We start from the raw sequence: 20,082 nt of genomic DNA, 5'->3' as shown, positions 1-20,082 counted from the left end.
TTGTTGCAGGATCTATCATTCTGACGGGGTGCTGTCACCATCGGTGCTGTCCCCGTCCGTGCTGTCATCCGGCGCCGGGGTTGCGGTATCATAAACATCCGTTGTGGCCGAACCGTCAATGTTGTTTGTCTGCTGTGCGTTGGAAATTTCCTCGTTCAGGGTTCCCATAAACTGCACGCTGGGGTCAGATGCCGTCAGGCCGCTCAAATCAAACAGGCCGTCATCCCCTGCAATGTTCAGCTGGCTGGCATCCACCGGGCCGGTATTCTCGCGGAAATACTCGTTCAGCAGGTCTGCCGTTTCCTGCCTTGCCACCACAACGGTACTGTTGCCGTTATAGCTGATGGCCTGGCCCATATACACGGGAACCTGGCCGAACATAATGTTGGAGCTGGAAATTTTCAGCATACTGACCGCCACGCTGACAAGCTCGGTTGCGCTCAGGTCGGTTTCCATCTGGCTGGTGATGACCGGCAGCAGCTTGGCGATATCCCATACCGTCATGCTGCGCATACGGGCGAACAGCGCCGCATAGAAGTACCGCTGCATCCGCAGGCGGCCCAGGTCAGAGTCCGCATAAATGTGGCGGGTGCGCAGGAAGAACTCTGCCGCCGCGCCGTCCATGGTCTGGTAGCCCTGGCTCAGGTGGCTGCCGCCGTAATCCATATCCTGCGGCACATACACCCGAATGCCGCCGAAGGTATCAATGATCTGGGTCAGCGCTTCCAGCCGGACGGACAGGTAGCCGTCCACATGCAGGCCAAAAATGTTATAGATCTCATCGGCCAGCGCGCTGATGTTGTTGCCGCCGTTGGAGCCCTGCGTTTTGGCAATGGCGTTGATCTGATAATTGCCGGAGAAGCTGGCATCCGTGGTAACAAAGATGTTGCGCGGGATCTGCAGCATCTTGACCTGGCCGGTCTCATTGTTGAAGTGCAGGTACAAAATCATGTCGGTCATGCCGTCATCTACCTGCGAATCGGTTTCCTGCCCGGTCTCGGTGGAGCGGTCAATGCCCACCACCAGCAGGTTGAACTCTTTGCCCGCATACTCTTTGGGGGTGTTGATCAGCTGGTTCAGGCTGATGGACCCCGCCGACGGTGCAATGGCGTGCATGATAAAGACGACCGTGCCAAAAAAGATCACAGCGATGGCCAGCAGGGTGCCCAGTAACACCTTCCACCAGCCGCCTTTTTTCTTTTTCTTGCCGTTCGGGCCATAGGGGCCTGCGCCGCCTTTGCCTTTGCGGCTGCCGCCCTTGGGCGGTTTGCCACCGCCGCCTGCGGCAGATTTGCTGCCGCTCTTGCCTGCGGCGGATTTTCCGCTTCCGGCTGCCGGTTTTCCGGCGCTGCGTGAAGCCTGCATAACAGTGTCCTCCTGCTGCGGCGCGGCCTGGGGTGCAGCGGGCTGGGCTGCCGTTTGGGCAGCGCGGCGGGCCACACGCGCCTGATACTCTGCATCCGCGTTCATATCATAATGTGCGCGGCTGCCTTTGGTTTCGTTCAGGTCCAGCCGGCGCACCTGGGTGCGGGTGGCCCCCTGTGCGCTCTGGCTGCGGGCGCGGCGCTGCAGCTCCAACGCCTGGCGCTGGGCGCGGGTCAGGGGCTGCTCGCTCTGGGCAGCGGCCTGGGCCTGCTGGCGCGCGGCAGCTTCGCGGGCAGCGTGGGCTTCCTGGGCCTGCTGCTGGGCAGCAGCGGCGCGGGCTTCCTGCTCTTTCTGCTGGGCGGCGCGGTAGCGGTCAACATCGGTTTGCTGCACACGGTTAAAGCTGCGGGTGCGGCGGGTGTTATTGGCGGCAAGCTGCTGTGCACGACGGCGGGCAGCTTCGTACTCATCCTGATTCAGCGCACTGCCTGTTTTCACAGTACGCCCGGTGTTCACCGTGCGCGGCGCGTCACCAGCATGGTAGACATTGCGCGGCGCATCGCCGGTGTTTACCCTGCGGATCTCGCTCATAACGTTCCTCCCTTTTATTCAAACGATGGGAACTGGTCTTTCATCTTATTCGGTTACGGCACACCCGCAAAAGGCAGTGCCTGCCCCTTTATCGGGTGCAGGCCGCGCGGGCATCATCCAGTGCGGCAACGGTATCGGGGTCCAGTGGGTTGCCTTTTTCGCGCACAAAGGCAATGCTTTGTTCCAGTGCATGGCACAGCGCCAGGTCCAGGTTCTGCATTTCCTCGGCACGCAGCGCCTCCACACCGGGGTAATCCCGTTCGGCACTGGTCATATCCGCCATGTAAATAATCTTGTCCAACAGGCTCATGTTCTGTTTGCCGGTGGTATGGCACTCAATGGCAGATAAAATTTCCGGGTCCGTCACACCCCACTGTGTCTGGCACAAAACCGAGGCTGCGTACCCATGCCACACCGGCGCGGGGCGCTTGGCGGCATTTTTAGCTATTATAGCATTGTCAGCAAAAATCTGCAACATCTCTGCCTTGGGCAGTTCTTTCGCGCTGTCGTGCAAAAGTGCCGCTAATGCGGCCTTTTCCTCATCCGCGCCATAGCGTTTTGCCAGCTTGACTGCCATTTTTTTTACATTTATGGTGTGCTTGTAACGCTTTTCGCTCAAACGGCTTTTTACCAGCGCTTTTGCTTCGTCCACTGTCATCAAGATCCGCATCCTTTCCCTATTTTATTGTACCCTGTCTATGGCTTCAAATCAGCTTGCCGTACAGCCCGTTCCGGTGTATCACATCCGCCACCGGCGGGGGCAGCAGCTCCTTCAGCCGGGCAGGGGGATACTTTCCTGCGCGGATATCACTGGAGGCACACTCCAGCACCGGGGCATCCGCAAACATGATCTTCCCGCCTGCTTCTTCCAGCTTTTGGGCTGCTGCACGCAGAGCGTCGCCATCGCCGGGTTCCCGGCTTTGCACCACCAGGGTGACCATAGCCAAAATTTCCCGCCAGCGGTACCATTCATCAAATGTTTCCAGCATATCGCTGCCAATTGTCATATACAGCTGAGCGCCGGGATACTTTTCCTGCAGCATGCTGACGGTATTATAGGTATAGCTGCGGCCCGCGCGGTCCACTTCCCACTGGCTCACCTGCACCTGGGGGCCAAGCGCCTTAAAGCATTCGCACATGGCAAGGCGCAGTTCGCCCGGCGTTGCGCTGGCGTGCTTGTGGGGTGGGATGCCCGCCGGCATAACCAGCACCACATCCGGCTGCACCGCCTGCATGGCGGCCCGCAGGTTGTTCATGTGCCCGGCGTGGGGCGGGTCAAATGTGCCGCCAAATAGCAGTGCTTTCATCTTACTTTTTCAGCAGTTCCGCATAAGCAGATTCCTTCGGCTTTTTGCGGAACAGCACAAACTTGCGGCCAATCACCTGCACGCACTCTGCATGGATGGCTTCGCACAGGATGTCGGCAGCCTCGCGGGCATCATACTCGCTGTTTTCCAGCACCTTCAGTTTGATCAGCTCGCGGGCTTTGATGCAGTCATCCACGCCCTTGATCAGCGTTTCATCAATTTCGCCCTTGCCGATCTGGAAAACCGGCTCCATGGTGTTGGCCATGCCGCGCAGTGCGGCGCGCTGTTTGCTTGTCAAAGACATTGTTCGCTCCTTATTGTTCAGTCAAAATCAAATCGTTCTATTCAGTTTTTCTCTGCGGCTCATTCGCCCAAAAATGCGGCGAGCTCGGCTTCCAGCTTTTCCATGGCGCGGCCGCGGTGGCTGATGGCGTCTTTTTCGGCATCGGCCAGCTCGGCATAGGTGCGGTGTGCGGTGTTGGGTACCGTGCCGCCGCCGGGCAGGCCGACGGCATCGGGGACAAACAGCGGGTCATACCCAAAGCCGTTATCGCCCGCCGGGGTCAGGGCCACACTGCCGGGGCATTCGCCGGTCACAACCAGCTCCCGCCCATCCGGCAGGATCAGGCAGACCGCCGAAACGAACTTGGCGGCGCGCTGTCCCACCGGCACATTCTGCATCTCTGCCATCAGCTTTTCGTTGTTGGCGGCATCGTTGCCGTGCTCACCCGCATAGCGTGCGCTGTACACGCCGGGTGCCCCGTTCAGGGCATCCACACACAGGCCGGAATCATCCGCCACGGTGGGCAGGCCGGTTGCCTTGCAAAAGGCTTCGGCCTTAATCTTTGCGTTTTCCGCAAAGGTGGTTCCGGTCTCCTCCGGGTCCAGGGTTACACCCAGTTCCCGCAGGCTTTTTACCTCGTGGCCGCAGCGGGTCAGGATGCGGCGCAGCTCTTTCAGCTTGCCCGCATTGTTAGTAGCTGCACAAACGATCATGCCTGTTCCTCCCCTGCCTGCTCCGTTTCCTCTTTTTTATGCTGCGGAACCTCCGGCAGCAGGGCTTCGGCAAAATCGGTGGCGGAGAAGAAGATCAGGTCGTCGATCTTTTCCCCCACGCCCACAAAACGGATGGGCAGGCCCAGCTTTTCGTGCACACCGATGATGCAGCCACCCTTGGGGGTGCCGTCCAGCTTGGTCAGCACAACGCCGGTGGCACCGGCGGCGCGGCAGAACTCCTGCGCCTGGCTGATGGCGTTCTGGCCGGTAATGGCATCCAGCACCAGCAGCACTTCCAGACTGGCATCCGGGCTGGCCTTTTTCACGCTGCGGCTGATCTTTGCCAGTTCGTCCATCAGGCCCTTTTTGTTGTGCAGGCGGCCTGCGGTATCGGCAATGACCATATCATAGCCGCGGGCCGTGGCGGATTTGACCGCATCAAAAATCACGGCTGCGGGGTCAGCGCCCTCGCCCGCCTTGACCAGCGGCACCCCGGCACGGTCGGCCCAGGTTTCCAGCTGTTCGCTGGCCGCTGCGCGGAAGGTATCGCCTGCCGCCAGCATGACCCGCTTGCCCAGATCCTTGTACAGATAAGCCAGCTTGGCAATGGTGGTGGTTTTGCCCACGCCGTTCACGCCCACAACCAGAATAACCGCCGGTTTTCCGCTCAGGTCCAGGTCAGTTTTGGGGCTTACCTCGCGGCGGATGATATCGCGCAGGGCATCCAGCGCTTCCTGGCCGGTATGCAGGCCGTTGATCTCTACCTCATCGCGCAGCTCGTCCACCAAACGCACCGCGCAGCTGGGGCCGACATCGGCCAGAATCAGCTGCTCTTCCAAATCATTATACAGGTCATCATCAATAACAGAGCTGGTCAAGGTGTTGACGATGTTCTGGAAAAAGTCCGTTCTGGTTTTTTCCAGGCCATCGCTCATTTTCTTCTTTTTCTTAAAAATATCGAAGAATCCCATGGCGGTTCCTCCTTTGAATTAACTGATCAGATCAGCGGAAACGTTTTCAAGGTCAAGGCGCAGGATCTTGGAAACACCATCCTCCTGCATGGTCACGCCGTACAGCACATCAGCTGCTTCCATGGTGCCGCGGCGGTGGGTGATAACGATGAACTGGGTGCGTTCGGTCATGCGGCGCAGATACTGCGCATAGCGCGTAACGTTCACATCGTCCAGTGCAGCTTCAATTTCGTCCAGGATGCAGAACGGCGACGGGTTGACGGCCAGAATGGCAAAATAAATGCTGATGGCCACCAGCGCCTGTTCGCCGCCGGACAGAGCCGACAGGTTTTTGATGACCTTGCCGGGGGGCGAAACCTGAATTTCAATGCCGGAGTTCAGCACATCGTTCTCATCCGAAAGATAGAGCCTCGCCGAACCGCCGCCGAACAGCTCGCGGAAGATCGCACCGAAGTTGCGGTTGATCTCCTTAAAGCTGGCGGTGAACATCTCCTGCATTTCGCTGCACAGCTCGGCAATCATTCGGTTCAGCTCCGCGCGGGATTTCTCCACATCGGTGACCTGTGCTTTCATGAAGTCGTACCGTTCTTTAACTTCCTTGTACTCTTCGATCGCGCCCACATTCACGTTGCCCAGCGCGCGGATCTTGCCGCGCACTTCGGCCACCTGGCGGCGCAGGTCTGCCACATTGGCAAAGGGTACACAGAGCTTTTCCGCCTCGGCTTCGGTCAGCTGGTATTCCTCCCACAGCTTGGATGCAGTGGTGTTCAGCTCAGTTTTCGCCGCGGTCTTGCGCTCGGCCAGGCGGGCCATCTCGCCGCTCATCCGCTCGCGCTCATCGGTCAGGGTGCGGTTTTCCTGGGTCAGGCGGGTCACAGCGGTTTCCTTTTCCATGCGCTCGGCATTCGCCTTGCGGATGGTTTCCTCCGCCGCGGTGATCTTCTGTTTGTTTTCTTCGCTGGCTCGCTTGATTTCATTGGAACGCAGCTCATTGGCGGCAATGCGCTCTTTGGCGGCGGCCACATTGGCCTGCAGTTCCCGCACGCGGGCTTCGGCTTCGCCGCTGCGGCCTTTCAGGGTTTCCAGCGCTGCTTCGTGCAGGCTCAGGTCCTTCTCGGTGCGCAGCTTCTGCATTCGGTTATCCGAAAGTTTCTGCGATGCTTCCTCCCGCTGGCGGGTCACATCGCTGGTGGAAGCGCCCAGGCTTTCCAGCTCTTTGCGGTGCGTTTCAATCTCGGCTTCCGCCTGTTTGCGGGCGTTTTCTGCCTGGGCGGCGGCCGCAGTGTTCTCCCGCAGCTGCTGTTCCAGCGCGGCGATCTCCTGCCCGCGGTGGGCGGCAGCATTCTTGCCCTCTTCCAGCGCGGTGTTCAGCTGATTCAGCTCCATCTCGGCTTTCAGGCGGGCCGCAGCGGCGGTCATGCCCTCGCTCTCGGCACCGGCCAGCTGGGCGGTCAGGTTATCCACCTCCGCTTTGCGGGCGGCGGCTTCCTTTTCGGCTGCTGCGCGGCGCTCGTCCAGTTTCAGCACCTTGGCACGCAGTTCGTCCAGTTCCTGCTTGCGGCTGAACACACCCACGCTGCGCGCGGTGGAACCACCGGTAAAGGAACCGCCTGCGTTGATGACCTGGCCGTCCATTGTGACAATGCGGTTGCGGTAGCCAAGATTTTTGGCCACCACCGACGCTTCGCCCAGATCCTCCACCACAATAATGCGGCCCAGCAGGTTATCAATAATATGCTGGTACTGGGGGGCAGTCTCCACCAGGTCGGCGGCCACCTCCGCCGTGCCGGTCAGGCGGCCATTGAATCGGCTGCCCTGCACGGTATCCAGCGGCAGGAAGGTTGCGCGTCCGGCGCGTTCTTCCTTCAAAAAGGTGATGGCCGCGCGGGCGCAGCCCTGGTCCTGCACCACAATGTTCTGCAGCGCAAAGCCAAGTGCCGTTTCAATCGCGATTTCGTACCCCTTGCGCACGCTCAGGATACCGGCCACCGGGCCGATGATGCCCCGCAGCCGCCCACCGCCCGCGGCGCGCATGACGGCTTTTACGCTCTGCTGATAGCCGTCCATGTTGCGCTCCAGATCCTCCAGAATGCGGATGCGCTGGGCGGTGTTGTTTTTATCCGCTGCGGCCTTCTGCAAAGCTTCAGCGGCTTCCGCCTGCTGGCGGCGACGGCTTTCCAGCTTGAGCTTTAAGCCGGAGCGGATGTTATCGTTGCGGGTCACGGCTTCCTCGCACTCTTTCAGGTGCTCGGCAGCAGCGTCCCGTTCCTCGGTCAGTTTTTGTGCCACATCACCCGCGGCGGCTTCCTGGTTTTTCAGGCCGTTCAGCTGGGCGCGGGCCGCTTCCACGGCGGATTGCAGCCCCGCACCCCGCACCTGCAGGGCAGTGGCATTCTGCTGCATGCGGGCCATGGCGGCGCTCACGATCTCCCGCCGCTCACCGCTTTGCAGCGCCTGCTGTTCCAGCGTGTTCAGCTGCTGGCGCAGCTTGTCCGCCTCGGCATCCAGATTTTGCAGCACGGTTTGCAGCTGGGTGATTTCCGCTTTGTGCTCGTCCGCTTCCTGCGCAATCCCCTTTGCGCCTTCCCCGGCGCGGGTCAGCTCATCGCTGGCGCTGCGGATCTGCTCGTTCGCGTGTTCGGTTTCGTTCTGCAAAACTGCCAGCTGGCTTTCGCTGCCGGCGTTCTGCTCGGTAATGGTGCGGATCTCAGCGTTCGCTTCCTCCACCTGCAGCATCAGCTGCTGGGCTTCGGCGCGCAGGGCTTCGGTGCGGGTGTCAAATTCATCCAGCTGGCGGGAAATGCGTGCATAGTCGCTTTCCGCCGCCTCATACTTGCGCTGCTGGTCCCGCACTGTATCCTGTGCGCGGCGGATTGAATCCACCCACATGGTAATTTCCAGCCCCTTGCGGGTCTCGGAATATGCCAGGAACTGCTCCGCCTTTTCGCTGTCGCGTTTCAGGGGTCCAACCCGCTTTTCCAGCTCCCCCAGAATATCCCGCAGGCGTTCCAGATTGCCCTCCGCCGCGGCCAGGCGGCGTTCGGCTTCATTTTTGCGGTAGCGGTATTTGGCAATGCCAGATGCTTCCTCAAAAATCTCGCGCCGCTCGGTGGATTTTGCACCAACGATCTCCGCAATGCGCCCCTGACCCACAATGGCGTAGCCATCGCGCCCAAGGCCGGTATCCAGCAGCAGCTCGTACACATCTTTTAAGCGCACGCTCTGGCCGTTGATGGTATACTCGCTCTCCCCGCTGCGGTAATAGCGGCGGCCAATGGTTACTTCGTCCGCGTCCATTTCCAGCCCATGATCGGAGTTATCAATGGTCAGCGATACCGCCGCATAGCCCATTGCGCCGCGGGTCTGGGTGCCGCCAAAAATAACGTCCTCCATCTTGCCCGCACCGCGCAGCTGTTTGGAGCTGGTTTCGCCCAGAACCCACCGGATGGAATCCGAAATGTTGCTTTTGCCGGAGCCGTTCGGCCCCACAACACCGGTAATGCCTTCGCCAATGGTGATCCGCGTTTTATCCGGGAAGGACTTGAAGCCCTGTATCTCAAGTTCTTTTAAGCGCATAGATGCCCCTTTTTATGCCTGCTGTTCCAGCTTGGTCAGCGCCGCTTTGGCAGCCTGCTGTTCCGCAGCCTTTTTGCTGCGGCCTTCGCCCACAGCCAGCGCCTTGCCGTTCAGCGCCACAGTAACCTGGAACCGCTTATCATGCGCCGGGCCGGATTCCCCTGTCACGGTGTAGGTCAGGCGGTCGTCCGGGTGTTTCTGCACCACTTCCTGCAGGGCGGTCTTGTGGTCATCCTCGGCGGTTTTGCCCTCCGTGATGAACGGCAGGATAAAGTTGCGGGCGGTCTCAATGCCGCCGTCCAGGAACAAAGCGGCAATGGTGGCTTCAAACGCATCCGAAACCACGCTGGGGCGGCAGCGCCCGCCGCCCAGCTCCTCGCCGCGGCCCAGCCGCAGGTAAGAGCCCAGGTCGATCTCCTGCGCAAACTGGAACAGCGCGTCCTCGCTGACCAGCGAAGCGCGCATGCGGGACAGTTCGCCCTCCGGGCGGGTGGAATGGTGGAACAGATAGTTTGCCACCACAACGGACAGCACACTGTCGCCCAAAAATTCCAGCCGCTCGTTATACAGCGTAGGGGTTTTGCTCTCGTTGGCGTAAGAGCTGTGGGTCAGCGCCGTGATGAGCAGTTCTTTATTCTTAAAATGGTAATGCAGCTTTTCTTCCAATTCCTCAGGGGTACGCGTGGTCATAAGATTGCCTTACCTTTCGTTCTCTCTGTTTTGCGATTGTATATCGGGATATTTTGCAGGCCGGGCGGACAATGCCCGCCCCTGCAATGGGCTTTGGTTTTGCGGCTATCCCGTAGGGGCGCACATTGTGCGCCCGCTGCCTATATTTTGGTACCGGCCATTTCCAATGGGCGGGCATAGCATTTCAATTTTCGCACGATATGCCGTTTTATTCCGCGTCTGTCTTTTCTGCTGCGGCCTTGGCGGCTACTTCGGCCAGGGCGCTCTGCATGGTGCCGCACAGGTCATTGGCAACGCACAGCTTTGCCTGGCGGATGGCGTTCTTGATGCCCTTGGTCTTGCTGGAACCGTGTGCCTTGATGACCGGCTTTGCCGCGCCCAGCAGCGGTGCGCCGCCGATCTCCTCAGAGTCCATCATGTGCTTCAGATTGCGCAGCCCGCCTTTTACGCCAAGGTAGCACAGCTTGGTCACAATGCTCTGCATAAAGATGTCTTTCAGCATGCCCAGCAAAGTACCTGCCACACCTTCGGTCAGCTTCAGCACCACATTGCCCACAAAGCCGTCGCAGACGATAACGTCCACCTCACCAGCCATAATATCACGCGGCTCAATGTTGCCCACAAAGCGGATGGCCGGGTTTGCTTTCAGCAGGCCGTGGGCTTCGCGGTACATCGGGGTGCCCTTGGTGTCCTCGGCGCCGTTGTTCACCAGCGCGACGGCGGGGTCCTTGCGGCCCATGACCTTATTCATGTACACGCTGCCCATGGTGCCAAAGGCATTCAGCATCTCGGCACGGCATTCGGCGTTTGCGCCGCAGTCCAGCAGCAAAAACGGCTGCTTTTTGCCCGGCATGCAGGTAGCCAGCGCCGGGCGCTTGACCCCCTTGACGGTACGCACGATCAAACTGGTGCCCACATGCAGCGCGCCGGTGGAACCGGCGGAAACAAAGGCATCCGCCTCGCCGTTTTTCAGCATCGTCAGGCCTTTGACCAGGCTGGAATCCGTTTTGTGGCGCACGGCCTTGACCGGGTCATCGTGCATATCCACATCCTCGGTGCAGTGAATCAGCTCAAAGGGGGTCAGGTCCACGCCAAGCTCCTGGGCAGCGGCCTTGATCTTGGCTTCATCACCCAGCAGGGCCAGGGTCATGCCATCACCAAACTCTTTTACCGCATCGGCTGCGCCCTGTACGGTCGATTTCGGGGCGTTATCGCCACCCATTGCATCCAGTAAAATTTTCATAATCCACCTCAGTGTTCCGCTTCGGCTGCCCATGCCCGCATGGCGGCCTGTGCAGCATCAGAAAGTGCCATATACCGTTCGCGCTTATCCCGGATGGTGTCAATTTCCTCGGTGCGCGGCAGAATGCCCATGTTGGCACCCATGGGCTGGAAGTCCTTGTTGGGGGTGGTGATATAATCGATCAGTGCGCCACACATCGTTGTGGTCGGCGGGGGCGGCAGCTCTCTGCCCTGCAAACGGGCGTACAAATTGCGCGCTGCCAGCAGGCCGGAAGCCGCGCTTTCCATATAGCCCTCAAACCCGGTGATCTGCCCGGCAAAAAACACGTTGGGGTGCTCTTTCAGGTAGAGCCCCTTGGTCAGCACCGCCGGGCTTTCCAAAAAGGTATTGCGGTGCATCACGCCATAGCGGATGAACTCTGCATGTTCCAGGCCGGGAATCATCGAAAAAACGCGCTTCTGCTCGCCCCATTTCAAATTGGTCTGGAAACCAACGATATTGTACAGCGTGCGGGCGGTGTTTTCGGCGCGCAGCTGTACGTTGGCCCAGGGGCGGTGGCCGGTGCGCGGGTCCCGCAGGCCCACCGGGCGCAGCGGGCCATAGCGCATGGTATCCGCCCCGCGGCCCGCCATCACCTCAATAGGCATACAGCCTTCGTACACCGTCAGCTCCCCATCAAAGTCATGCAGAGGGGCACGCTCCGCGTTCAACAATTCGTTATAAAACGTTTCATATTCCAATTTGTTGAATGGGCAGTTCAGGTAATCGGCTTCACCGCGCCCGTAGCGGGACGCCGCAAAGATCTTTTCCATATCCAGGCTTTCGGCGCTCACAATGGGAGCCACGGCGTCAAAAAAGCTCAGCCGGTGGCTGCCGGTCAGCGCGGCAATCTGCTCCGCCAGCGCACCCTCGGTCAGCGGGCCGGAAGCCACCAGCACCGGAACGCTTTCGTCCAGCGCGGTCACTTCCTCGCGGTGAACGGTAATGCCCGAGTTCTTTTCCACCATTTCCGTCACGGCGGTGGAAAACACATCACGGTCCACCGCCAGTGCACCGCCAGCCGCCACGCGGGCGGTCTCGGCAGCATCCAGCAGGTGGGACCCCATCATGCGCATTTCAATTTTCAGCAGGCCGGAAGCCGAATCCGGCCGTTCCGCCTTGAGGGAGTTGGAGCAGATCAGCTCCGCAAAGCCTGCACTTTTGTGTGCTGGCGAAAACTTGACCGGCTTTTGCTCGTACAGGTCCACCTGCACGCCGTGGTCCGCCAGCCAAAGGGCGGCTTCACACCCGGCCAGCCCGGCACCGATGATTTTGATTTGCATGCGTTATTTCTCCGCTTTTGTCTTTTCGATATTCTTCACAAACCCGCAGCCCTCTTTGGCGCAGTACAGCTGGCCGCGGCGCTTGAACAGCGTTTTGCCGCAGTGGGGGCAGGTTTCCGGCACGGGTTCATCCCATGTCATAAAGTTGCAGGTGGGGTAGTTGCTGCAGCCGTAATACACGCGGCCCTTGGCGCTTTTGCGCAGCAGCATATGGCCGCCGCACAGCGGGCACAGGCCGCCGGTATCCTTTACAATGGGGTGGGCGTTGCGGCACTCCGGAAAGCCGGAACACGCCACAAACTTGCCGTACCGCCCGCTTTTGATCACCATGGGGCGGCCGCATTTTTCGCAGATCTCGTCGGTGGGGATATCCTCCACCTTGATCTTTTTGCCCTCCATGTTCTTTTCGGCAGCTTCCAGGCTTTTTTCAAAGCCCTGGTAGAAATCGTCCACTGTTTTGACCCAGTCCGCCTTACCGGCTTCCACAACGTCCAGCTTTTTCTCCATATCGGCACTGAATGTCGGGTCCACGATATCGGGGAACTGTTCCAGCATGACCTGGTTCACCGCGCGGCCCAGCGGGGTGGTTTTGAGCTTTTTCTGCTCCTTTTCCACATAGCCGCGGTCCACAATGGTGGTAATGATCGGCGCATAGGTGGAAGGGCGGCCAATACCGTTTTCTTCCAGCGCATGGATCAGCGTTGCTTCAGTATAGTACGGCGGCGGCTGGGTGAATTTCTGCTCCGCCGAAAGCTTGTTCAGTTTCAGGTCCTGGCTCACTTCCAGCGGGGGCAGGGCGGTTTCTTTCTTCTGCTTATCGTCGGTGGCTTCCTCATACAAAGCGGTAAAGCCGTCAAACGTTACATGGAAACCCGATGCGCGGAAGATATAATCCCCCGCCGTGATGTTGGCCGAAACGGTATCCATCAGGCAGTCTGCCATCTGGGATGCCATAAAGCGGCTCCAGATCAGGCGGTACAGCTTGGCTTCATCGCCGGAGATGCTGCCCTCCACCTGGTCCGGCGTCAGTTCCGGCATTGAGGGGCGGATGGCTTCGTGGGCATCCTGCGCCGCTGTGGCGGAGCGGGATTTCCAGACGCGCTTTTTGTTGCAGACGTAATTTTCGCCCCAGGTCTTGCCGATAAAGGTCTTAGCGGCTGCGGCGGCTTCGTCCGCAATGCGCAGACTGTCGGTACGCATATAGGTAATTAGACCGATCTGGCCATAGCCGTGCACCTCCATACCTTCATACAGGCGCTGGGCGGCACGCATGGTGCGGGTGGCCGAAAACCCCAGTGCGCGGCTGGCATCCTGCTGCAGGGTGGAGGTGATGAACGGTGGCTGCGGCTGGCGGCGGCGCTGGCCCTTATCCACACGGGTCACGGTGTAGGGTTTGCCGTCCAACGCGGCCAGAATGGCATCCGCCTGTTTTTTATTTTTCACCACCAGCTTGGTGCCGTCCGCCTGAGCTGTCAGCCGTGCGTTGAACGCACAGCCGCTCTGGCGGGGCTTCAGGTTGGCGTCAATGTTCCAGTATTCTTCGGGCTTAAAGTTTTCAATTTCGATCTCGCGGTCGCGGATAATGCGCACCGCCACGCTCTGCACGCGGCCAGCCGAAAGCCCGCGGCGCACCTTATGCCACAAAAACGGGCTGAGCTTATAACCCACCAGGCGATCCAGCGCGCGCCGGGCCTGCTGGGCGTTGAACAGATCCATATCAATGGTGCGCGGGTGGGCCATACCCTCCTGCACGCCTTTTTTGGTGATCTCGTCAAAGGTCACGCGGTTGGGGGCGGTGGGGTCCAGCCCCAGCACATTGGCCAGATGCCAGCTGATTGCCTCGCCTTCACGGTCCGGGTCGGTTGCCAGATAGACGGTCTGTGCTTTTTTCGCTTCGGCTTTCAGGTCCTTGACCAGCGCGGTCTTGCCTTTGATGGTAATATACTTGGGGGTATAGCCATGTTCCACATCAATGCCCAGCGTGCTGGCGGGCAGGTCCCGGATATGGCCCATGCTGGCCGTTACGGTATAGCCGCGGCCCAGGTATTTGCCAATGGTCTTTGCCTTGGCCGGGGATTCCACGATCACCAGCTTGGTGCCGGGCTTTGCTTCGGTCTTTTTGGTGGTGCGCTTTGCGGCAGGTTTTTTGGCTGCGGATTCGCCGTCCTCTACCTTAGCTGCCTTGGTTTTGGTCGTTGTCTTTTTCGTGGTTGCTTTTTTTGCTGCCGGTTTTTTCGCTGCAGTCTTTTTTGCGGCAGTTTTTTTTGCCGGGGTTTCTTCCGGCTGCGCCGCCTGCTGGGCAGTCAGCTCCAGTTCAGTTTGCTTTGCCATATCTGTTTCTCCCAAATTGGCGTATAAGTTCTATCTTAATCGGATACTTTCCGTAATGTCATCATACATGCGGGCCATATCCGCCCGCTGCGGCTGGGGCCGCTTGCCCTTATGCCGCGGTATACCGGCCCCCGCCGTTATCCACGGCGGCGCCGGCAAATTCCAGCTCCATGAGCGCCGCCAGAACAGCCTGCACGGCAAGCCCCGTTGCGGCAGCCAAGTCATCTGCCGTCTGCGCTTTAGGGCCCAGTTCTGCCAGCACGGTGCGGGCGTTGGGGGTCAGCTCATCCAGCATAACCCCCTCCTGCACCAGCTCGGTGCCGCCGGGTGCAATGTGCAGGGTATCCAGCACATCATCCGCCGTGCACAGGGCGCGGGCGCGGCCGGTGCGCAGCAGCTCATTGGTGCCCTCGCTGGTGGGGCTGTAAATGCTGCCGGGTACCGCAAACACCGGCCTGCCGTACTCTTCGGCATGGCTCACCGTGTTCAGCGTTCCGCTGCGGGTGCGGGCTTCCGCCACGCAGAGGGCCTCGCTCAAACCGGCAATCAGCCGGTTGCGGGCCAAAAAGGTCCCTGTCATTTTGCCCGTATAATCCGGCGGGTATTCGCTCAGCACGGCACCTCCCAGAGCTTCCAGCTCCGCGCGCAGGGTCACGTTCACCGCTGGGAAGGTCTTGTTGATGGCCGTGCCCAAAAAAGCAACGGTCTGCTGCCCGGCTTCCACCGCCGCGCGGTGGCCTGCGCCGTCCAGCCCTTCGGCCAGCCCGCTCACGATCACCACACCCCGCTCCGCCATTGTCAGCGAAAGATCCCGGCAGGCGGAAAGCCCATACTTTGTGGGGCGGCGGGTGCCCACCATGCCCACATACCGCCGCCCGTTCAGGCAGGCAGGGTTTCCGGTGCCGTACAGCACCAACGGCAGGTCGGGCAGGTCCCGCAGCCGCTGGGGGTAATCGGCGCTGTCCGGTGTCAGGATAAAAATATACAAATCATCGCAGCGCTTTTTCAGCCCCGCCATCTGGGCCGGGGCCACCGCCTGCATAAATTCGCGGGCTTTTGCGCTCAGGTATTCCGGCGGGTTCCAGCCCGCTTTTACCTGGCCATACAGTTCGGCCGGGTCCGGGTATTCTTCCAGCAGTCTGCCCGCCAGGCGGCAGCCGGACCCAAGCGCTTCGGCCAGCCACAGCCAATACAGTGTGCTGTCCATACCTTATTATACACCTCTGAAGTGCCAAAGCAAGACACTGCCCGCAACCCCGGCGTTCAGGCTTTCCACCAGGGCCGTCATCGGGATGCGCACCGCCATATCGCAGGCCTGCACGGCAGCGTCCGTCAAGCCCTGTCCCTCACTGCCGATCACGGCGCACAGGCCGTCCGGGTAGCTCTGCGGGGCTTCGTCCAGCGGGCGGGAATGGTAGAGCGCCGCAGCCAGGCAGACCACGCCGCGTGCGCGCAGCTGCTGCAATGCCTGCGGCAGATCCTGCACCGGGGCCACCGGCAGCCGCCCGGCTGCCCCCATGGATGCCCGCAGTGTTTTGGGGGCAAAGGGTGCCGCACACCCCTTGGAGAGCAGCACACCGTCAAAGCCAAAGGCCGCCGCGCTGCGCAGCAGGGTGCCCACATTGCCGGGGTCCTGCACCGCTTCCAGTGCCAAAATACGGCGTCCCTTTGCTAAAATATCTGCCGCCTGCCAGCCGGGGTGTTCAAACACGCCGAACACATCCTGGCTGGTTTTGGTTCCGGAAAGCTTTTGTGCCACCGGCTCTGTTACCAGCACAGTTTTGCCCGCAAAGGCTTCCAGTTCTGGGGTATGGGCCAGGGCCTTCTCGGTGGCATACAGGGTTTGCAGGGTACAGCCGCGGGCCAGCTCCAGACAGAGCTTGGGGCCCTCAGCAAAAAACAGGCCATCCGCCGTGCGGAGCTTTTCTTCTTCCCGCAGGCGGCAGGCATATTTGATTTTGGCGTTTTCGCGGCTGGTGATGGTTTCCATCTGGCACCCCCGTATGATCTCCATATAAACAAAATGACGCACGCGCGCGCGGCGCATGCGTCTTTGAAAAAGCTGATTCTTACAGCGCCTTCTTGGCGGTCTCGACCAGAGCGTTGAAGCTGGCGGGATCGTGGATGGCCATCTCGCTCAGCATCTTGCGGTTCAGCTCGATGCCGGACTTCTTCAGGCCGTTCATGAAGGTGGAGTAGTTCATGCCCTGGGCACGAACAGCGTTGTTGATGCGGGTGATCCACAGGTTGCGGAACTGGCGCTTCTTCTGCTTACGACCAACGAAAGCATAGTTGCCAGACTTCATCACAGCCTGTTTGGCCATACGGAAATGCTTGCTCTTGGAGCCGTAGTAGCCCTTAGCCAGCTTCAAAGTTTTGGTGCGACGCTTATGCGTCATGGTTGCGCCTTTAATACGAGCCATGGTAATATCTCCTTTTACACAGTCACATTAAGTCAAGTCAGAAAATGATTCAGCCGAATCAGCCGCCGTAGGGCATCATCTTGCGGACAGTAGCCTCGTTGGTCTTGTCAACGTACTTGGGCATACGCAGGCCGCGGGTGAGCTTGGTGGTCTTCTTGGTCAGGATGTGACGGCGCTTGGAAGCGTTGCGCTTGATCTTGCCGGAAGCAGTCATCTTAAAGCGCTTTTTGGCACCGGAGCAGGTCTTAAGTTTCATTTTAGCCATTTTCTTTTCCTCCGTAAGATAGAGTATTTACTTGGTCGGGCTGGGGGACAGGAACATCATCATGCTGCGGCCTTCCAGCTTAGGCTGCTTATCAACCACAGCCTTGCCTTCCAGCGCCTGTGCAAAGCGCTGCTCCACATCAATACCCAGACTGGTGTGCGCCATTTCGCGGCCGCGGAACCGGATGGAAACCTTTACCTTGTGGCCCTGCTGCAAGAACTTTGCGGCCTGGTTGACCTTGGTGTTAAAGTCGTTGGTATCAATGTTGAGCGAAAGGCGGATCTCCTTCAGCTCGATCACTTTCTGGTTTTTCTTGGCTTCCTTTTCCTTTTTCTGCATCTCAAAACGGTACTTGCCGTAATCGAGAATTTTGCAGACAGGGGGCTTGGCCTGGGGAGCCACCTTGACCAGGTCCAGATCCAGCGCCTGCGCCATTTTCAGCGCATCGCGGGGGCTCATAACGCCCTTCTGCTGGCCGTCCGCGCCAATCAGGCGGACTTCCTTATCACGGATCTGCTCATTGATTTCCAGTTCCTTGGAATTGCTGTTGCTCGCGATTGGAATACACCTCCGTTACAAGTCTTGAAAGATTGAAATGAAAAAGCGGCTGCCCCTAAAAGCAGCCGCCTGAATACGAAGTTGGCACGCAATCATTGCGTGATCTTTGTATGACCCGGAGCCCTTGGGCCCGCAAGGTGAACGACGGCACACTGCCGGACGCTGCTTTTTTTACCTCAAATACTATACCACAGCACAAACGCTGTTGTCAATACAAAAGCGTAAATTTCCCCACAGTTTTTTTCGCAGGGGCGCATTTTGTCGCTTCGGGTTCGTTATCAGCCCTTCACGGCCACGCACTCGATCTCTACCAGTGCGCCTTTGGGGATGCCTGCTGCCTGGAAAGCGGCGCGGGCGGGATACGGCTCGGTAAAGAACTCAGCGTACACCTCGTTCATGGCGGCAAAGTCTGCAATATCGTTCAGCAGCACCGTGGTTTTTACCACATCAGCCATGCTTGCGCCTGCAGCGGCCAGAATGTTGGAAATATTGGTCAGGCTCTGGCGCGTCTGGGTCTTGATGTCCTGCCCGGCAAATTCGCCGGTAGCCGGGTCAATGGGGATCTGGCCGGAAACGTAAATGGTGTTGCCTGCCTGGATGCCCTGGGAATACGGGCCAATGGCGGCGGGGGCTTTATCGGTATGCAGTGCGGTGTTGCTCATCGTTTTTCACTCCTATAATATAATAATGTTGGAACATTTTGATTATACCACGCCCCCGCCCGCCTGCAAAGCCCCTGGCGCAAAAACATTCCGCCTCGCCCCTTGACACCCCGCACCGTGTATGCTATTCTATACCTATTAAAACCCGGTGTGGATTTTTACAGCACTGCTACTTTTCGCCACACAACCGCGCTAACGCGTGGTTGTGTGGTTTTTTTGTGCCGTTTTTGCCCGCCATTCCCACTGCATTCCAACTAAAAAGGAGCTATGCTTTACCCGTGAACGATACTTTTATGAAAGAGCGGCCTATTTTCCCGCTGCTGGTTTCCATGGCGCTGCCCATGGTGCTTTCCATGACAGTGAACGCGCTGTACAACATTGTGGACAGTTTTTTTGTTGCCCAGATCAGTGAGCAGGCCATGACGGCGCTTTCGCTGGTGTACCCGGTGCAGAACATGATCAACGCCATTGCCATTGGCTTCGGCGTCGGCATCAACGCCCTGATCGCGCTGTATTCCGGCGCGGGGGACCGCTGCCGTGCCGATACCGCCGCCACCCACGGCCTGGTCTTTTCCATCCTGCACGGCCTGATTGCTGCCGTTGTCTGTATCGCCATGATGCCCGGCTTTCTGCGGCTTTTCACTGGCGATGAAGCCGTCATTGCCCTCGGCGTACGGTATTCCAGCATTGCGTTCTTCTTTTCCCCGGTCATCATGGCGGAACTTTGCTTTGAAAAGCTGTTCCAGGCCGTTGGCCGCATGAACGAAACGATGGCCGCCCTGCTGTGCGGTTCCATCACCAACATCATTCTGGACCCCGTGCTCATCTTCGGCCTTGGGCCTTTTCCCATGCTGGGTATCTCCGGCGCGGCGCTGGCAACCGGCATCGGACAGTGCGTCACCTTAAGCGTCTACCTTATTATTTACTGCACCCACCGCTTCCCCGTACGGCTGCGGCTGAGCTGCATCAAGCCGGACTGGCGGCTGGATGCCAAGCTTTACTCCATCGGCGTTCCCGCCATTCTCAACCTGGCGCTGCCCTCGGTGTTGGTTTCTTTCCTCAACTCTCTGCTGGCCGCTTACTCGCAGGGGTATGTGGTCATTCTAGGTATTTATTATAAGCTGCAAACCTTCCTGTACCTGCCCGCGGGCGGCATTGTGCAGGGCATGCGCCCCCTCATCAGCTATAATTACGGCGCCGGGGAGCATGGCCGCGTGAAAAAGATTTACAACCTTGCCATGGGTATGAACGCCGCCATCATGACCGCCGGCACCATCATCTGCCTGATGGGCAGCCCCGCTTTGATCGGCATGTTCACCACCAACGCCGATACCATCGCCGCCGGTCAGGTTGCTTTGCGCATCATCAGCGCGGGCTTCCTGGTATCCACCCTCTCGGTCACGGCCTCCGGCTCGCTGGAAGCACTGGGCAAGGGCACCCAGTCTCTCATCATCTCGCTGTGCCGCTACATCATCATTATGATCCCCGCCGCGTGGATCCTCTGCCGCATGTTCGGACCTGTCGGCGTGTGGCACGCTTTCTGGGTCACCGAGCTTCTCAGCGCCCTCGCCGCTGCTCTCGTCTACAAGCGCACCGTCAAACTCAACGTCTAATCCCCTCTTATCCCGCCTGGCCCCGCGCCGGGCTCTTTTATTTGCCACTCGCCCCGCCCCATTCAACTCCTAACTCCTACTTCCTAACTCCTAAGGCAATACCGCATAATTCTAAGTGCCGATACGGCGAGCGAGGTGCGGCAGCTGCTAAGCCAAAAGCGCAGATAAT

The 20,082-nt window shown here is 59.2% G+C and carries 18 protein-coding genes; 1 reads left to right on the top strand and 17 read right to left on the bottom strand.

Features of this window, described 5'->3' with window-relative positions; genetic code table 11:
* Positions 1-15: 15 nt before the first annotated feature.
* The 17 genes from C4885_RS07325 to C4885_RS07245 all read right to left on the bottom strand — a co-directional run bounded on the left by C4885_RS07325 (position 16) and on the right by C4885_RS07245 (position 18,300).
* On the bottom strand, positions 16-1,956 hold the full coding sequence (locus C4885_RS07325) for an LCP family protein (protein WP_113999716.1): 1,941 nt from the start codon (positions 1,954-1,956) through the stop codon (positions 16-18).
* Positions 1,957-2,044: 88 nt separating this feature from the next.
* On the bottom strand, positions 2,045-2,614 hold the full coding sequence (yqeK, locus tag C4885_RS07320) for a bis(5'-nucleosyl)-tetraphosphatase (symmetrical) YqeK (RefSeq protein WP_113999715.1): 570 nt from the start codon (positions 2,612-2,614) through the stop codon (positions 2,045-2,047).
* Positions 2,615-2,660: 46 nt separating this feature from the next.
* Positions 2,661-3,263, bottom strand: coding sequence for a nicotinate (nicotinamide) nucleotide adenylyltransferase (gene nadD, locus C4885_RS07315; RefSeq protein WP_113999714.1), 603 nt, complete (start codon positions 3,261-3,263; stop codon positions 2,661-2,663).
* Position 3,264: 1 nt separating this feature from the next.
* The gene (locus C4885_RS07310) at positions 3,265-3,567 is read right to left on the bottom strand and encodes a YhbY family RNA-binding protein (RefSeq protein WP_113999713.1); all 303 of its coding nucleotides are present in this window, start codon (positions 3,565-3,567) and stop codon (positions 3,265-3,267) included.
* Positions 3,568-3,626: 59 nt separating this feature from the next.
* A complete protein-coding gene (gene rdgB, locus C4885_RS07305; protein WP_113999712.1) occupies positions 3,627-4,259 on the bottom strand; it encodes an RdgB/HAM1 family non-canonical purine NTP pyrophosphatase in 633 nt (210 codons plus the stop codon).
* Positions 4,256-5,230, bottom strand: coding sequence for a signal recognition particle-docking protein FtsY (gene ftsY, locus C4885_RS07300; protein WP_113999711.1), 975 nt, complete (start codon positions 5,228-5,230; stop codon positions 4,256-4,258). Before ftsY ends, rdgB begins: the two co-directional genes overlap by 4 nt.
* Positions 5,231-5,248: 18 nt before the next feature.
* A complete protein-coding gene (gene smc, locus C4885_RS07295) occupies positions 5,249-8,806 on the bottom strand; it encodes a chromosome segregation protein SMC (protein WP_113999710.1) in 3,558 nt (1,185 codons plus the stop codon).
* A 12-nt stretch (positions 8,807-8,818) separates the two neighbouring features.
* Positions 8,819-9,496, bottom strand: coding sequence for a ribonuclease III (gene rnc, locus C4885_RS07290; protein ID WP_113999709.1), 678 nt, complete (start codon positions 9,494-9,496; stop codon positions 8,819-8,821).
* A 208-nt stretch (positions 9,497-9,704) separates the two neighbouring features.
* On the bottom strand, positions 9,705-10,739 hold the full coding sequence (gene plsX, locus C4885_RS07285) for a phosphate acyltransferase PlsX (protein ID WP_113999708.1): 1,035 nt from the start codon (positions 10,737-10,739) through the stop codon (positions 9,705-9,707).
* Positions 10,740-10,747: 8 nt separating this feature from the next.
* Positions 10,748-12,061 carry a methylenetetrahydrofolate--tRNA-(uracil(54)-C(5))-methyltransferase (FADH(2)-oxidizing) TrmFO gene (gene trmFO / locus C4885_RS07280; RefSeq protein ID WP_113999707.1) on the bottom strand — a complete coding sequence of 438 codons (1,314 nt, stop codon included), beginning with the start codon at positions 12,059-12,061 and terminating at the stop codon, positions 10,748-10,750.
* 3 nt (positions 12,062-12,064) lie between these two features.
* On the bottom strand, positions 12,065-14,392 hold the full coding sequence (gene topA, locus C4885_RS07275; RefSeq protein WP_242979508.1) for a type I DNA topoisomerase: 2,328 nt from the start codon (positions 14,390-14,392) through the stop codon (positions 12,065-12,067).
* Between the two features lie 109 nt (positions 14,393-14,501).
* Positions 14,502-15,599 (bottom strand): DNA-processing protein DprA, encoded by a 1,098-nt coding sequence (gene dprA, locus C4885_RS07270; protein WP_113999706.1) that lies wholly within the window; start codon positions 15,597-15,599, stop codon positions 14,502-14,504.
* Positions 15,600-15,605: 6 nt separating this feature from the next.
* A complete protein-coding gene (locus C4885_RS07265; protein ID WP_113999705.1) occupies positions 15,606-16,382 on the bottom strand; it encodes an RNA methyltransferase in 777 nt (258 codons plus the stop codon).
* 79 nt (positions 16,383-16,461) lie between these two features.
* Complete coding sequence (gene rplT, locus C4885_RS07260; RefSeq protein WP_113999704.1) at positions 16,462-16,815, bottom strand: 50S ribosomal protein L20; 354 nt, start codon at positions 16,813-16,815, stop codon at positions 16,462-16,464.
* Between the two features lie 58 nt (positions 16,816-16,873).
* The gene (rpmI, locus tag C4885_RS07255; RefSeq protein WP_113999703.1) at positions 16,874-17,080 is read right to left on the bottom strand and encodes a 50S ribosomal protein L35; all 207 of its coding nucleotides are present in this window, start codon (positions 17,078-17,080) and stop codon (positions 16,874-16,876) included.
* Positions 17,081-17,107: 27 nt separating this feature from the next.
* Positions 17,108-17,611: a translation initiation factor IF-3 gene (gene infC / locus C4885_RS07250; protein ID WP_371681646.1), complete on the bottom strand. Its 504-nt coding sequence runs from the start codon at positions 17,609-17,611 to the stop codon at positions 17,108-17,110.
* 305 nt (positions 17,612-17,916) lie between these two features.
* Positions 17,917-18,300 (bottom strand): RidA family protein, encoded by a 384-nt coding sequence (locus C4885_RS07245; protein ID WP_113999701.1) that lies wholly within the window; start codon positions 18,298-18,300, stop codon positions 17,917-17,919.
* Positions 18,301-18,578: 278 nt separating this feature from the next.
* Here C4885_RS07245 and C4885_RS07240 point away from each other — a divergent pair, with 278 nt between their 5' ends.
* Positions 18,579-19,913 carry an MATE family efflux transporter gene (locus tag C4885_RS07240; RefSeq protein WP_113999700.1) on the top strand — a complete coding sequence of 445 codons (1,335 nt, stop codon included), beginning with the start codon at positions 18,579-18,581 and terminating at the stop codon, positions 19,911-19,913.
* Positions 19,914-20,082 lie beyond the last annotated feature (169 nt).

The organism is Subdoligranulum sp. APC924/74 (genome assembly GCF_003324125.1).
GTDB classification, from domain to species: Bacteria; Bacillota; Clostridia; order Oscillospirales; family Ruminococcaceae; genus Gemmiger; species Gemmiger qucibialis.
The sequence above is the reverse complement of the archived record's forward strand: the minus strand, read 5'-3'. Positions and strand labels throughout refer to the sequence as shown.

Excerpts from the sequence above, each read along its gene's own strand:
- C4885_RS07310 (WP_113999713.1), bottom strand. The coding sequence starts at position 3,567 with ATGTCTTTGACAAGCAAACAGCGCGCCGCACTGCGCGGCATGGCCAAC.
- rnc (WP_113999709.1), bottom strand. The coding sequence starts at position 9,496 with ATGACCACGCGTACCCCTGAGGAATTGGAAGAAAAGCTGCATTACCAT.
- nadD (WP_113999714.1), bottom strand. The coding sequence starts at position 3,263 with ATGAAAGCACTGCTATTTGGCGGCACATTTGACCCGCCCCACGCCGGG.
- C4885_RS07325 (WP_113999716.1), bottom strand. The coding sequence starts at position 1,956 with ATGAGCGAGATCCGCAGGGTAAACACCGGCGATGCGCCGCGCAATGTC.
- rplT (WP_113999704.1), bottom strand. The coding sequence starts at position 16,815 with ATGGCTCGTATTAAAGGCGCAACCATGACGCATAAGCGTCGCACCAAA.
- topA (WP_242979508.1), bottom strand. The coding sequence starts at position 14,392 with ATGGCAAAGCAAACTGAACTGGAGCTGACTGCCCAGCAGGCGGCGCAG.
- rdgB (WP_113999712.1), bottom strand. The coding sequence starts at position 4,259 with ATGATCGTTTGTGCAGCTACTAACAATGCGGGCAAGCTGAAAGAGCTG.
- yqeK (WP_113999715.1), bottom strand. The coding sequence starts at position 2,614 with ATGACAGTGGACGAAGCAAAAGCGCTGGTAAAAAGCCGTTTGAGCGAA.
- trmFO (WP_113999707.1), bottom strand. The coding sequence starts at position 12,061 with ATGCAAATCAAAATCATCGGTGCCGGGCTGGCCGGGTGTGAAGCCGCC.
- ftsY (WP_113999711.1), bottom strand. The coding sequence starts at position 5,230 with ATGGGATTCTTCGATATTTTTAAGAAAAAGAAGAAAATGAGCGATGGC.
- dprA (WP_113999706.1), bottom strand. The coding sequence starts at position 15,599 with ATGGACAGCACACTGTATTGGCTGTGGCTGGCCGAAGCGCTTGGGTCC.
- plsX (WP_113999708.1), bottom strand. The coding sequence starts at position 10,739 with ATGAAAATTTTACTGGATGCAATGGGTGGCGATAACGCCCCGAAATCG.
- smc (WP_113999710.1), bottom strand. The coding sequence starts at position 8,806 with ATGCGCTTAAAAGAACTTGAGATACAGGGCTTCAAGTCCTTCCCGGAT.
- C4885_RS07245 (WP_113999701.1), bottom strand. The coding sequence starts at position 18,300 with ATGAGCAACACCGCACTGCATACCGATAAAGCCCCCGCCGCCATTGGC.
- rpmI (WP_113999703.1), bottom strand. The coding sequence starts at position 17,080 with ATGGCTAAAATGAAACTTAAGACCTGCTCCGGTGCCAAAAAGCGCTTT.
- C4885_RS07265 (WP_113999705.1), bottom strand. The coding sequence starts at position 16,382 with ATGGAAACCATCACCAGCCGCGAAAACGCCAAAATCAAATATGCCTGC.